The organism is Embleya sp. NPDC055664, assembly GCF_053618075.1.
Genome location: NZ_JBSHGZ010000024.1, coordinates 20,004 through 33,617, shown reverse-complemented (window position 1 = coordinate 33,617; position 13,614 = coordinate 20,004). Strand labels below are relative to the sequence as shown.

The window sequence follows — 13,614 nt, the reverse complement described above, 5'->3', positions numbered from 1 at the left end:
CCTCGGTGCCGGCGTGCGGTCAGCGGGTGAGCGGGAGTTGGCTGCCGGTGGCGCCCGCTTCCAGCGTCGGGTAGTCGGGGTGGTCCAGGCGGTGATGGGCGTAGATCTGGTCGGCCCACGGTGGGTCGAACGGGGTGAACGCGCGCAGGCCCAGGACGCGGCCGATCGGTCGGGTCGGGTGGGCGGCGTTGAAGTCGGCGATCGCGGCGGCCTCGCCGATCTGCTCGACGGTGCCCGGGAGATCGTCGAGGTAGCAGGTGACCCTGGGCAGCAGGTGGCCGTGGTCGGACCTGCGGAAGAGTTCGAGTGCGGTGGTCGTCGAGGTGTAGTGGTCCAGGTCCAACGCGACGAACCCGACCGGATTTTCCCGGAGTTCGCAGGTGTGGGTGTCCAGGTAGTCGGGGAGCGTGCGGTCGAGGTCGCCGATCACCAGTTCGGTCTCGCCCAGGCGGGCGCGTAATCGGGCGTGGTCCATGGCGTAGAAGCCGGGGCCGAACAGGTAGGGCAGGTCGCGGGGATCCTTGGCCGGCGGCATGCCCACCCCGCCGTCGAAGCCGACCACGCGCACCGCCACGCCGGTGGCGGCGGCGTAGTGGCGGGCGTGTTCGGCCAGCGCCAGCAGGCCGTTGCCGCCGGCCACCCCGAACTCCACCACCGTCACGCCGCGATGCCCCAGGCGCGCGGCCGATTCGGTGGCCCGGCGCACGCCGTAGGCGTAGTGGGGCCGCTCCACCAGGCCGAACCGGTACGCCGTCGCCGGACCGATTCCGGGTAGTCGGCGTAACAGCCGGTTCCGGGCGGCGTCGCGGGTACCGGACTTCGACCAGTCCCACACCGTGTCGGCCCAACCGCCGGTGGGCCGACGACCGAACGGATGACCCTTTTGGGCGCTCGTACCCGAACCCCTGCGCATCACGGGCGGTTCCTTCCCGACACGACGACGACAACCGGTCACCGGCAGCCTTCCCGCCCGCGCCCGCCGCGCAATCCCGGCCCGCCGACCCGCCTCGACGTTCCCGGGGCGTGCGACGATGGCGACGACGGGTCGGGTATCGGGCTCCAGGCCCTGCTGCGCAACCGCGAAGCGCTCGGGGAGCCGGTGATTCCGGTGCCGGCGCCGCCGACGGACTGAGCCGCCGGCGTGAGCGGCCGGGTCGCGTCGTGGAGTCGGGTCGCGTCGGGTTGGTCGGGTCAGGTCCGCGCCGGGTGGCGGGCGCGCGGCGGGGTTTCGCCGAGGAGTTCCAGGCCCAGCGAGGTCAGCGAGTGCAGGACCGCGCCGCCGCGACGGGTCGTGGTGATCAGCCGGGCGTTGCGCAGCACGGTCGCGTGTTGGCTCGCGGACGCCGCCGAGACGTTCAGCCGACGGGCCAACTCCGTGGTCGTACAACCGTCGTTGATCACGGTCAGCGCGGCGGCCCGGGTCTGCCCCAGGAGTGCGCCGAGCGCGCGGTCGTCGCCCGTACCGGGCCGCCACAGCGCGGCGCCGTCCTGGAGGTCGCGCACCGTGGGCACGGCCAGCACGTACGGCGCGGTTTCGTCCTGGACGTCCCAGAGCACCGCCGATTCCCGCCAGACGAAGAGCGTCGGTGCGATCACCAGGCCCCGGCCGCCGAGCACGATGTCGTGGTCCTTGCGTCGCCGGATCTCCAGGACCGGCGGATTCCACCGGATGAACGGCACGTACAACCCGGCCAACAGCCCCTCGACACCGCCGTCGAGCAAGGCGCGGGTGTAGCGGCTGCGGGCCGCCTCCAGGTGCGAGCGCACCCGCTCGTGGAAGGGCGCGACGGTCGCGGCATGAGCGGCCCGCAGCGCCTCGGCGAACTCGCGGCGCGGTTCGAGGGCGCCGTCCAGAAAATCGCGCACCCAGGTCGAGTAGGCGGGATCGAAGGTCAGGTCCGCCAGTTCCGCGCGTAATCGCGCGCCGGGTACCGCGAGCAGGTTCTCGATGCCCTCGTCGAGGGAGGGCGAGTCCCCGACCAGCGTGCGCAGGTCCAGGCCCGGGCCGCGGACGGGCATCAGCGCGGTGAGCGGACCGGGCCCCGTCTCCAGTCGCGCGGCCACCTCGGCGCGCCAGGCCCGGAAGGGCAGCGGTCTGCGCGGACCGTGCAGCAGTTCCAGGCTGTGGTAGGTCTCGGCCGCCGCACCGACCGTCGTGGCCAGTCGGGTCCGGGCCAGGTCCTCCGCGGTGAAGTGGATCCGCAGCACTCGTGTACTCCGAGGGTCGGGGGCGATTCGTCCGAGACGCGCTGTATGCCGCCTCCCGTTCGGTGCGTACCTCATCGGGAGGACCACGACAGTGTGCGTCCTCGACGGCGCTCCGACCAGGGGGTTTCGGCCCAGCCTGAAAGGCGTTTTCAGACGACGCCGGATCGACCAGGCTTCGGGAACGAGGCGAACGGACAACGTCGTCCGCCCGCCGAGCAGATTCGAGCCGGAGTGGAGGACTCCGGGTGCGAGACCACATGGGTACAGGCGACGCAATCGGCCGAGGATCCGACACGGGGCGGAAGCACAGGCCGACGAGCACGCCGCCCAACCCCATGCGGCACCCACACCCGGATCGCACCCCGCCCAACGGGGAGGGCCGGGACGTCCACCGGACTCGAACCCGGCCGGAGGTGAGCGGATATCCGCCCACCTCCGGCCGCACTCGTCGGTCGGACCGGTCGGGGCCTGCGCCGCCGCAACTCGGTCGGCCACTCCCGTACCCGGTCGTCGTCGTGGAGGTGGTCCTCGCCGGGGCCGTGTCTCGAGTCGACGCCGTACAACGACCCCGGCGCCCACCAGGTCGGTTCGTCCCACTCGATCCGGCTGCCGTCGTCGAGGGCATCCCGCTGGACCCGGTGCGCGGCCCATCGGTCGGCTGCGTCACGGCTCATCCGAACGTCGAGCAGGGCGACGAGGCACGCCTCGACCTCTCCCGGGCCGGCCGCGGAATGGGATCAAAACCGAGGCGGCTTCGGCAAGGGTGGTGGTCGTCACGACTGGTGATGATGCGCCGTATTGGTGGAATACGTCGTATCGATGCAGGCGATGTATCGTCGGCGGCATGTTGGTGTGGGAGCGGGAGGAGCCGCCGAGTCGGCCGGTGCCGGCGCCGTTGAGCCGGGAGCGGATTCTGGGTGCGGCGATCGGGCTGGCGGATGTGGACGGCCTGGAGGCGGTGTCGCTGCGCAAGGTGGCCGCCGTGCTGGGCGTCGGGCCGATGCGGCTGTATGGCTACATCGCCACCAAGGAGGAGTTGCTCGACCTGATGGTCGATGCGGTTCACGCGGAGATTCGGCCGGTCGGGGACGGTTGGCGCGAGGTGCTGCACTCCCTGGCCGAGAGCACCCGGCAGGCAGCCCACCGGCACGAATGGTTCGCCGATCTGATCGGTGGGCGTCCCCGGCTCGGACCGCATGCGCTGGCCCGGGGGGAGGCCGTGCTGGCCGCGATGGGCGACATCGGCCTGGACATCGTCGTGCCGGCCGTCGACGCGGTCGATGCTTACGTGATCGGCGCGGTGCGCCGCGAGATCACCGAGTGGCGCGCCGAGCGGGCCACCGGGATGGACAAGCGGCAGTGGCAGGCCGCCTTCGGGCCCTATCTGGAACGCGTCTTCGCCACCGGCCGATTCCCGGCGCTGGAATCGGTCGTCCGTGACGGCCCGCACCCGGACCCCGACGAGACCTTCCGAACCGGCCTCGACTTCATCCTCGACGGCATCGAGGCCCGCCTCTCGAACCGACGCGCCGGCGACCGCGTGTCTCACTCGACGAGTTCCGCGCGCAGTGCGCCGACCGAGGCCGGGTCCCAGCCGGGGCGCGGTGCGGAGCCGACCAGCAGCCGGGTGTAGGCGTGTCGCGGGTCGGTCAGGATGTCGGAGGTGCGGCCCTGTTCGACCGCCACGCCCCGATACAGCACCAACAGGTCGTCGGTGACCTGCTGCACCACCGCGAGGTCGTGGCTGACGAACACCAGCGCGACGTTCGTCTCCGTGCGCAACTCGGTGAGCAGGTGCAGGATCTGCGCCTGGATCGACACATCCAGCGCGGAGACCGCCTCGTCGAGCACCAGGACGCGCGGGCGGGCCGCCAACGCCCGGGCGATGGACAGCCGTTGCCGCTGTCCGCCGCTGAGCCGATGCGGACGCGCGTCGGCCTCGCGCGTGCCCAGGCCGACCTGGTCGAGCAGTTCACGCACCCGCTTGTCACGATCCGCCTCGCCGTGCAGCCGCAGTACGCCGGCCACGCACTGCGCGGCGGTGAGCCTGGGATCCAGCGAGACGTACGGGTCCTGGAAGACCATCTGGATCTCCCGCGCCCGACGCAGCCGTTGCGCCGAGCCCCGTGCGCGTGGCGCGCGCGGATGTCCGTCCACCGCGATGGTGCCCGCGTCCGGGCGGACCAGGCCCACCAACATGCGCGCGATCGTGGTCTTGCCCGAGCCGGACTCGCCGACCAGGCCGAGCGAACCGCCCGGCGGCACGGTGAAGGAGATGTCGTCGGCCGCGACCGTCCGGCCGCCACGACGGCCCGGCAGCGCGAACTCGCGGCACAGGCCGTGTACTTCCAAAGCCGGCGTGGTCATGCGCGCACCATCTCCACGGGGTGGTCCAAGTCGGTGCGGCGGCACATCACGCTGCCGCCGCCGTCGAGTTCGCGGGCAACCGGCCGCCAGGTCTCGCACGCGCCCTGCGCCGCCGGGCAGCGCGCGACGAACGGGCAGCCGGGGAAGGCGTCGTCCAGCGACGGCGGCCGGCCCGGGATCGGCCGGATCGGGCGCGGATCGCCCAACTCCGGTGTACAGGCGAGGAGTCCGGCCGTGTACGGATGGCGAGGATCCGCGAACAGCTGCTCGGCCGTGCGCTCCTCCACGACCCGTCCGGCGTACATCACGTACACCCGGTCGCAGTAGGCCGCGGCCAGGTGCAGATCGTGCGTGATGAACAGCAGGCCCAGGCCGCGCCGGGCGCGGTGTTCGCGCAGGATGGCCAGGATCTCGGCCTGGGTCGTCACGTCCAGCGCGCTGGTCGCCTCGTCCGCGAGCAGCAGTTCGGGGTCGCCCGCGAGCGCCGCCGCGATCACCACCCGCTGGAGCATCCCGCCGGACAACTCGTGCGGGAACTGCCGCAACCGCTCGGCCGGTCGCACGATGCCCACCGCTTCCAGCAGCCGCAGTGCCTCGGCGTACGCCTGCGCCTTCGGCCGGCCCAGGGTGTGGATCAGCCGCTCGGTCAGGAAGTCGCCGATCCGGCGCACCGGATTGAGCGAGGAGCGGGGGTCCTGGTGCACCATGGCCACCCGGCGGGCGCGCAGTTCGCGCAGGTCGCCGGTGTCCAGGGTGAGTACATCGCGCCCGGCCACGCCCACCCGACCGCGGATCCGCGCGTCACGCGGCAACATCCGCAACACGGCCTTGGCGGCGGTGGACTTGCCCGAGCCGGACTCGCCGACCAGGCCCACCACTTCGCCGCGATCCACGCACAGGCGCACCGCGTCGAGCACCGGGCGGCGCGCGCCGACGCCGGGCAGTTCGACCGTCAGGTCCTCGATGTCCAGCAGGCGATCGTGGTCGAGCCGGTTCTCGACGGCCGCGTTCGCCTTGTCGACCATCGTCATCGTTCCCTCACCCCCAGGCGGTCGGAGATCCGCACGCCGACGACGTTGAAGGCCACCACGACCAGGGCGATCGCGGTGCCGGGTACCAGGGCCGGCCACAGCGCGCCCTGGATCAGCGCGGCCTGCCCCTCCTTGACCATCAGCCCCCATTCCGAACTGGGCGGCTGGGCACCGAAACCCAGATAGCTGAGCGTGGCCATGCCCATCAGCACCTGGCCGAACATCAGCACCAGGTAGCCGATCAGCGACGGCGCCAGGTTGGGCACGAGCCGCCGGGCGCAGATCGCGAATCCGCCCATGCCCTGCACCCGGTAGGCGTCGATGTAGGGCTTGGCCCGCTCCGCGAGCGCGATGCTGCGGGTGTACTTGGCCACCACCGGCGAGTAGGCCAGCGCGAGCGCGATCACCGCCGTGGTCAGTCCGTCGCCGAACACCGACACGATCAGGATCACGAACAACAACCCGGGGAACGCGAACATCACGTCGGTGACGCGCGAGACGAACGCGTCCACCCAACCGCCGTGCCAGGCGGCCAGCGTGCCCAGCGCGATGCCGATCACCGACGCGAGCGCGAGCAGCGCCAGCGGCGCCACCAGGCTCGGGCCGGCCCCGTGCAACACCCGGGAGAGCAGGTCGCGCCCGGACTGGTCGGTGCCCAGCACGTGTGCGCCGTCGGGCAGCGCGAGCGAGGCGTTCAGGTCGATCGCGTCGGGTTCGTACGGCGCCACCAGCGGCGCCAGGATCGCCGACGCCGCGGTCAGCAGCAGGAATCCGGCCGCGATCCGGAACGGGATCGGCCAGGTCCGCTTGGGCTTGGCCGGCTCGGGGGATGCCGTGGTGGCCGACGGCACGGCGGCTTGGAGGAGGGTCATGCGGCGCTTCCTTCGAGGCGCACCCGCGGGTCGATCAGCGGGTGGACGAGGTCGACGAGCGTGGTGACGAGCATGTACGCGAGCACCATGAGCAGCAGCACGGCCTGGGTCACCGGGAAGTCGTGCGTATTGATCGCCTGGACCAGGAGCGAGCCCATTCCGCTGATCCCGAACGCGGTCTCCACGACCACGGTGCCCGCGAACAGGCTCGCGGTGATCAGGCCGCACATGGTCACCACCGGCGCGAGCGCGTTGCGCAGCACGTGTCGGCGGATCACCTTGAACTCGGACAGTCCCGCCGCGCGGGCCACGGCGACGTGGTCCTGGGCGTACTGCTCCAGCATGCTCTGCCGGGTCACCCGGCTGACCACGGCCAGTTCGCCCAGGGCCAGGGAGAGCGCGGGCAGGGTCAGATGGTGGAGCCGGTCGCCGAAGCCCTCGCCGGCGCCGGTGACCGGGAACCAGCCCAACTGCACTCCCAGGAAGGCGACCAGGGCCAGCGCCTTGACGAACTTGGGGATCGACGCGAGCAGTGTGGTGACCGCGACGACGACCGCGTCGACCCGCCCGCCGCGCACCGCCGACACCACGCCGAGGGCGACGCCGGCCACCACGAACAGCACGGCGGAGTAGGAGACGAGGAACAGCGTGGTGGGCACGCGCGAGGACACCAGGTCCGCGACCTGGTCGTGGTACTGCATCGAGCGGCCGAGGTCGCCGTGCAGGACGCCGCCGATCCAGTCCCCGTACTGCACCCACAGCGGGTCGTCGAGGTGGTAGGCGGCCCGGACGGCGGCCAGCTTCTCCGGCGTCGCGTCCTCCTGGCCGCCGACCAGGAACGCGGCCGGGTCGCCGGGGGCGGCGTAGATGGCGCCGAAGATCACGAAGGACGCGGCGAGCAGGGTGACGAGCAGCCCAAGGGTGATGCGCAGGGCGCGGGCGGGCATGGGAGACACCTCCGGGGGCGGGGAAACGGGCCTGGGCGCGCCGGTGGGACCGGCGCGGGACGTCAGCCCTTGGCGCCGAGGTCGGCCAGCCACGGGTAGGCGACGTTGGACATCGACGCGGGGGCGCCGGTCAGCTTGGTGCTGGTGACCAGCACGTTCGGCACCTGGACCAGCGGCAGCCACACCGCGTCGGCGGTGAACCGGCGCTCGGCCTCGACCAGCAGCTTGGCCCGGGCCGCGTCGTCGGTGGTGCGCAGTGCCTCGTTGACGACCTTGTCGTACTCGGGCGAACTGAAGCCGACCCAGTTGTTGTTCGAGCCGGTGAGCGCGTTGTCGTAGAAACCGGCCGGGTCGGCCTTGGAGATGTACCAGTCGTCGGCGAACATGTCGACGCTCTTGCGCAGCGCCTGGTCGGTGTACAGGGAGGTGAAGTCGGCGCCGGACATGGTCTTGATCTGGGCCTTGAGGCCGATCCGGTGGGCCGCGTCCACCACCGCGTTGGCAATCAGGTTGCGGGTGGGCGTGCCGTCGTTGGCGATCACGAGGGTGGGGGCCGCCGGGCCCAGTTCGGTGACCAGTTTCTTCGCCGCGTCCAGGTCGGCGGCGGTGGGCTGCGCCGGGGCGCCCTGGAGGGCGTCGTAGCCGGCCTGGAAGGTGGCCTTCTCGTAGCCCCACGCGCCCGGTCCCAGGGGGGTCTTCCAGGGGGTGGCCAGTCCGGCGAAGGCCGCCTTGGCGATGCCCTGGCGATCCAGCGCGAGCGAGAGCGCGCGCCGCACGCGCGAGTCCTTCATGCCGCCGCGCTCGGTGGGGATGAGCGTCCAGGCGCGGGAGGAGGAGCCGTAGGAGACGGTGAGCGCGCCGTTGCCGGCCAGCGGCGGGACGGCGCTCATCGTGGTCAGGTAGGTGCCGTCGGCGGCGCCGGTGGTCATGCTGTTGACCATGGCGTTCTCGTCGGCCCAGCCGAAGGTGGCCGAACGCACCAGCGGCTTGCGGGATTTGTCCCAGTAGGCGTCGTAGCGCTCCAGGGTTATCCGGCTGCCGGCCTTCCATTCCTTGAGGGTGTACGGGCCCGTGCAGGCGTCGGTGCGGCCCGGGGTGCCGTAGTCCTTGCCCGCGGGCTCGGCCTGTTCGCGGTCGAGCACGACGCCCGCGTTGCCGGCGAGGGCCTTGGTGAACAGCGCGTCGGGTTCCTTCAGGCGCACGGTGACCTCGGCGTCGCCGGTGCGTTCGATGGAGCCGACCCGCTCGAACTCGTCCGACTCGTTCCTGCCGTCGGCGGCGTGCCGTTGCAGGCTCCACACCACGTCGTCGGCGGTCATCGGCGAACCGTCGTGGAACGTGACGCCGGCGCGCAGCTTGAGGACGAGCGTGGTGGGGTCGGTGTAGGTGGCCGAGTCGGCCAGGTGCGGGCGCGAGCTCAGGTCGGGTTGGGTCTGGAACAGTCGTTCGCAGACGTTCGCGAGCAGCGCGTTCGAGTCGCTGTCCGAACGCACGTCCAGGTCCAGCGACTTGGGTTCCTTGGCGAGCAGCCATCTGACGCTGTCCACCGGGCCGGTGCCCTTGGCGGTGGTGTCGGTCAGCGCGAGGTCGGCGGGTTTGCCGGGGGTGCCCGCGGGGTGGTTGCCGCCGGTGGTCTTGGTGGAGCAGGCGGTGCTCAGGCCGAGCAGGGCCGCGAGGCCGAGGGCGGCGAGGGAACGGGTACGGGTGCGGGGCATGCGACTCTCCGGGGATGCGGGCGTGCGGGGACGCGGGGTGCGGGGATGCGAGGCCGAGCGGCGCCGGGAGCGGCGGGTTCAGGCGCCGCCGGGGCCGTCGTGCAGGTTCCAGGGCAGGAGTTCGTACTCGTGATCGCACGGGGTGCCGGCGGTGACGCGGTATTCGCCCGTGGTCAGATCGACGCAACTGGACAGGAGCGTCGCCCACTGTCGGACCGCCGGTCGGGCCGGATCCGGGTGGGTGCACAACGATTCGGGGTAGCCGAGGTGGTCGGACATCGCGGCGTGGATCAGCTTGCGGGTCGCGGCCGGGTCGCCCGCGTCCCGGCAGCGCCGAAGGCCGGCCTCTGCGCGCGGCACTCGGAGCAGCGAATCCGGCGCCGAGGGGCGGTAGTTCGCGGCCAGCTGGGTGGGCATGAAGGCCTGGTAGTGATTGCCGTGCACGAGCAGGCCGTCGTCGGGATACATCCAGCCGTTGGCGCCGGGGGTGGTCTCGACGTCGATCGCGAAGCCCGCGCGGTGGGTGAGCAGGGCGTTGCTGGCGATGTGTGCGCGGGTGCGGAAGAGCACGTCCAGCGCCTCGGCCGGGTTGGCGCAGTCGAGTACGCGGCGCCGGATCAGCGTCTGCGGGATGCCGATGGCGTGGTCGAAGCGACCGCCGAGGCCGTTGGCGTTGAGCGCGAGGCCGGCCGAGTTGGCGCCCTGCCGGCCGACCTGGCCCGCCTCGACCTGCATCACCACGGTGGGCTTGCCGGGCTGGACCACGCGCACGACCATGACCGTCTCGCGCACGCCGTGGCGCCAGTCCCAGTTCTGACCGGCGTACACGTGGCCGTCGCCGGAGGCCGGTTCGAGCAGGGCGAAGGAGGTACAACCGTCGGGGGTCTCCGGGGTCTTTGGGGTCGGGGGTGCGGCCGGGGCTCCCATCGCGGCGAAGGTGTCGTCGTAGATGATCTCGCCGCGGGCGTTGAGGGCGAGGATGTCGAGCAGGTCGAGACCGGCTCCCTCGGCGATCCCGGTCATCTCCTCGACCAGGTCGGGGGCGAAGGCGCGGGACGGGGCGAGCCAGTGTTCGGCGCGGGCGGTGACCTGACTCCAGGTCAGGCCGCCGGCGGCGCCGAACGCCTCGGCGTAGTAGTCGACAGCGGTATGGATGAGCGCGCTCGCCCCTTCGCCGTACTGGCGGCCCCGGCTCCGGGGCTCGCCGCCGATCTCGATGGTCGGAAGGGACACGCCACTCACGTCGTCTCCTGGGGTGCTGGGGTATGGGGGTCCGCCGTGCGGGGGTATCGCGGGGGTCGCGGCGACACTTGTCGTTCCGGGTCGTCCCGGGTCGGTTCGATCCGAGCTGCCGCCGTAACAGTCATTACGAGATCGCGGTAACATGTATTGCTTGTTTCATGAGGAGAGTAATGGTTGATACCGGGGAGTCAAGAGGCGTGAGCGAACAACCGCAGGAGAATCCGGCGCTGGCCCGAGTCCGGGCGGCGATCCGTGAGCAGTGGGCCGACCTGTCTCCGGCCGAGCGAAACGTGGCCAGATACCTGACCAATTGCTCCCCCGAGCAGGTACTCTTCGCCAGCGCCGCGGACCTCGGCGCGAGCATCGGCGTCAGCAACGCCACCGTGGTGCGCACCCTGCAACGCCTGGGGCTGGGTGGCCTGTCCGCGCTCAAGCGCGACATCGCCGCAGACTTCGTCACGGACGTGGCCCCCGAGGTGCGGGTCCGGCAGCGGATCACCCAGGTCGGCCAGGACCTCGACGGCATCCGCGCCAGGGTCTACGACGAGGCGATCGAACGGCTGGAACACGGCCGGGCCAACCTGGACGCGACCGCCTTCCGCCGGGCCACCCAACTGCTGGCCGACGCCGGCGAGGTGCTGGCGTACGGCGTCGGCGCCTCCGAACTGGCCGGCCGCCATCTCGCGCTCAAGCTCAACCGCATGGGCCGGCGAGCCCGCTTCGTGGGCACCACGGGCTTCGCGCTGGCCGACGAACTGCTCACGCTGCGCCGCCAGGACGTGGTGGTGATGTTCGTCCCGGGCCGATTCCTGCATGACATGGAGGTACTGCTGGACCGCGCCCGCGTACTCGGCGCCGGCATCGTGGTGGTCACCGACGAACTGGTGGAACGCCTGGCCGACACGGCGGACGCGGTCCTGTACGCCCCCCACACCCCGACCGGCATCACCACCGAATCCCTGGCCGCACTCGTCCTCGGCGACGCACTCCTACTGGCCGTCGCCTCCCTCGACGAAACCCGCTCCGTCGAACACTCCCACCAACTCACATCCCTCAGAGCCCAACTCCTCGACCCCAGAGAAGCCCGCCCCAAACGCTGAAACCGAAGCAGGGGGTGGTCACGAGCCCCGGCCATCCACCTCGACCACGCCGCTCGTAGCCTCCGCTCAGGGGGCGGGTGGCGCGGGTCGGTCGTGGGTTGGCGGGTGTTTGGGGGCGGGGACCCGGACTTCGGTGCGGAATTGGAGGCAGTCGGCTGCCGGGTTGTCTCGGGTGCATTCGAGCATGTACCCGAGGTAGCCGCGGGCCGTGTCGAGTTGGTCTATTTGCGCCTCGATGGCGGTGATCCTCGAGGCGACGGTGTCGCGCCAGTTGTGTGTCGCAGTGCGGCCGGCCAGGACGGCGGCTATCTCGTCGAGCGACATCAGGCCGGTGTCGCGCCACAGGCGGATCAGCGCGATTCGGTACAGGTGTTCCGCGTCGTAGTAGCGCCGGCCCGCGCGGCGGTGCGGGGTGATCAGCCCTCGGCGCTCCCAGTAGTGCAGCGTCGAGATCGGCAGGTCGAAGCGGTCCGCGACGTCGCCGACCGCGACCGGGGTGTCCCTCATCGCCACAGTTGACCTCAACCCGGGTTGAGAAGGCAAGGTCGATCCCACTCGACCCGGCCCCGGGCGCGGATGTCCGCGCCGGCTGCGAGTCGGTCTGCCACGCGCACCTCGGGAGAGCCGATGAGAACCGTCCGCGACACGAGTACGCCGCCGACCTCGATCGGCGAGCGGGCGACCCGGCGCCGGGAGCGGGTGGTGCTCGTGCTTGCCTGCGTGGTCTCGTTCGTGGTGGTCTTGGACGCGACGATCGTGTCCGTGGCGCTGCCGGACATCCGGGTCGACCTCGGCTACTCCCCCGCGGCGCTGCCCTGGGTGGTCAACGCCTACACGCTCGCGTTCGCCGGGTTCCTCCTGCTCGGCGGGCGCTGCTGCGACGTGTACGGGCCGCGCCGGAGCCTCGCCGTCGGGATGGCCCTCTTCACGGCGGCCGGGCTCGTGTGCGCACTGGCCACGTCGCCGGCGATGTTGTCGGCGGCCCGGGCGGCGCAGGGCCTGGGGGCGGCGTTGTCGATGCCCACCACGCTGTCCGTGCTCACCGCCACGTTTGCGGAAGGGCCGCGTCGGGCCCGGGTGTTGGGCACCTGGAGCGCGGTCGGCGGGATCGCCGCGACGGCGGGGCCCGTGCTCGGCGGGGTGCTGACCCAGTGGCTCGGGTGGCGCTGGGTGTTCCTGGTGAACGTCCCGTTGGGGATCGGCGCCGTGGCCGTCGGCCTCGCCGTACTCGCGCCGCACCGACGCGGATCGGGCGGGCCCGGTCGGCTCGACGTCGTCGGCGCGCTCCTGGCCACGTCGGGGCTGGTGGCCGTGGTGTTCGCCGTGATGCGTTCCGAGGCGGTGGGGTGGGCGAGTTCGTCGGTGTGGGCCGTGCTGACGGTCGGCGTGTTGTTGCTCGGCCTCTTCCCCGTACATCAGGCCCGGTGGGCCGCCGATCCGCTGCTGCCGCCGGGGTTGTTCCGATTGCGGTCGGTGCGCGGCGCCAACGTGGTGATGTTCCTGGTGGCGCTGGGTTTCGTCGCGACGCTGATCATCCTGTCGTTCCACATGCAGTACGTCCGCGGTTACACACCGCTGCGCGCCGGATGCGGATTCCTGCCGATCGGCCTCGGCATGATGGTCGGGGCACGAACCGCCGGGTCACTGAGCCTTCGGCTCGGCCCGCGCCGCGCCGTCTCCGCGTACTGCGCCCTGGGCGCAGTGGGGCTCACCGCGCTCGCGGCGTCCGCGACCGCCGCCGCGCACGGCTCCTATTGGTGGGCCGTCGCCGTCCCGGGCATGCTGTTCGGGCTCGGAACCGCCGCCGCCTTCACGCCGATCACGCTGGCCGCCACCGCGGGTGTCCCGCCCGCCCGAGGCGGTGTGGCGGCCGGGCTGCTCAACACCGTCCGCCAGGTCGGCGGCGCCGTCGGCCTGGCGGTCCTGAGCACGATCGCCTCCGCCGTGACGGGCGCGGGCCGAACCCCCGCCCCGCACGCCCTCGCCGACGGCTACGCGGCGGCCCTGGCGGTGGCGGCCGGCTGCGTAGCCGGCGCATCGGTGATGGCCCTCGTCGCGATGCCACGAAACACCCGCCCGACGGCGGCCCGGGCACCCACCTCGGACACCTGACGGCCACCCCCGCACCAGCC

Annotated in this window: 12 protein-coding genes; 3 read left to right on the top strand and 9 right to left on the bottom strand. The window is 72.0% G+C overall.

What is annotated here, in order from left to right; all coding sequences use genetic code 11:
• Window positions 1–19 precede the first annotated feature (19 nt).
• Together ACWGR4_RS31045 and ACWGR4_RS31040 are read right to left on the bottom strand one after the other, a co-directional pair.
• Complete coding sequence (locus ACWGR4_RS31045) at window positions 20–913, bottom strand: hypothetical protein (RefSeq protein WP_452130963.1); 894 nt, start codon at window positions 911–913, stop codon at window positions 20–22.
• A 278-nt stretch (window positions 914–1,191) separates the two neighbouring features.
• Window positions 1,192–2,208 carry an ArsR/SmtB family transcription factor gene (locus ACWGR4_RS31040; protein ID WP_452130952.1) on the bottom strand — a complete coding sequence of 339 codons (1,017 nt, stop codon included), beginning with the start codon at window positions 2,206–2,208 and terminating at the stop codon, window positions 1,192–1,194.
• 844 nt (window positions 2,209–3,052) lie between these two features.
• On the opposite strand from ACWGR4_RS31040, the gene ACWGR4_RS31035 reads away from it, so the two are divergent.
• On the top strand, window positions 3,053–3,841 hold the full coding sequence (locus ACWGR4_RS31035) for a TetR/AcrR family transcriptional regulator (protein ID WP_452130951.1): 789 nt from the start codon (window positions 3,053–3,055) through the stop codon (window positions 3,839–3,841).
• On the opposite strand, the gene ACWGR4_RS31030 is transcribed toward ACWGR4_RS31035, so the two are convergent.
• The 6 genes from ACWGR4_RS31030 to ACWGR4_RS31005 form a co-directional block, all read right to left on the bottom strand.
• A complete protein-coding gene (locus ACWGR4_RS31030) occupies window positions 3,754–4,575 on the bottom strand; it encodes an ABC transporter ATP-binding protein (protein ID WP_452130950.1) in 822 nt (273 codons plus the stop codon). The genes ACWGR4_RS31035 and ACWGR4_RS31030 overlap by 88 nt on opposite strands.
• The gene (locus tag ACWGR4_RS31025) at window positions 4,572–5,600 is read right to left on the bottom strand and encodes an ABC transporter ATP-binding protein (protein WP_452130962.1); all 1,029 of its coding nucleotides are present in this window, start codon (window positions 5,598–5,600) and stop codon (window positions 4,572–4,574) included. The genes ACWGR4_RS31030 and ACWGR4_RS31025 overlap by 4 nt, the downstream gene beginning before the upstream one ends.
• A 2-nt stretch (window positions 5,601–5,602) precedes the next feature.
• Window positions 5,603–6,478: an ABC transporter permease gene (locus ACWGR4_RS31020; RefSeq protein WP_380006158.1), complete on the bottom strand. Its 876-nt coding sequence runs from the start codon at window positions 6,476–6,478 to the stop codon at window positions 5,603–5,605.
• The gene (locus ACWGR4_RS31015; RefSeq protein ID WP_380006156.1) at window positions 6,475–7,425 is read right to left on the bottom strand and encodes an ABC transporter permease; all 951 of its coding nucleotides are present in this window, start codon (window positions 7,423–7,425) and stop codon (window positions 6,475–6,477) included. Before ACWGR4_RS31015 ends, ACWGR4_RS31020 begins: the two co-directional genes overlap by 4 nt.
• A gap of 62 nt (window positions 7,426–7,487) precedes the next feature.
• Window positions 7,488–9,140 (bottom strand): ABC transporter substrate-binding protein, encoded by a 1,653-nt coding sequence (locus ACWGR4_RS31010; RefSeq protein ID WP_452130949.1) that lies wholly within the window; start codon window positions 9,138–9,140, stop codon window positions 7,488–7,490.
• 78 nt (window positions 9,141–9,218) lie between these two features.
• A complete protein-coding gene (locus ACWGR4_RS31005; RefSeq protein ID WP_380006852.1) occupies window positions 9,219–10,373 on the bottom strand; it encodes a C45 family autoproteolytic acyltransferase/hydolase in 1,155 nt (384 codons plus the stop codon).
• A gap of 206 nt (window positions 10,374–10,579) precedes the next feature.
• Between ACWGR4_RS31005 and ACWGR4_RS31000 the strand changes: the two genes are divergently transcribed.
• The gene (locus ACWGR4_RS31000) at window positions 10,580–11,482 is read left to right on the top strand and encodes a MurR/RpiR family transcriptional regulator (RefSeq protein WP_380006152.1); all 903 of its coding nucleotides are present in this window, start codon (window positions 10,580–10,582) and stop codon (window positions 11,480–11,482) included.
• A 66-nt stretch (window positions 11,483–11,548) separates the two neighbouring features.
• Here the strand turns inward: ACWGR4_RS31000 and ACWGR4_RS30995 are convergent, their stop codons facing one another.
• A complete protein-coding gene (locus ACWGR4_RS30995; protein WP_380006150.1) occupies window positions 11,549–11,989 on the bottom strand; it encodes a helix-turn-helix domain-containing protein in 441 nt (146 codons plus the stop codon).
• A 120-nt stretch (window positions 11,990–12,109) separates the two neighbouring features.
• Here ACWGR4_RS30995 and ACWGR4_RS30990 point away from each other — a divergent pair, with 120 nt between their 5' ends.
• The gene (locus ACWGR4_RS30990) at window positions 12,110–13,594 is read left to right on the top strand and encodes an MFS transporter (protein WP_452130948.1); all 1,485 of its coding nucleotides are present in this window, start codon (window positions 12,110–12,112) and stop codon (window positions 13,592–13,594) included.
• Window positions 13,595–13,614: the final 20 nt, after the last annotated feature.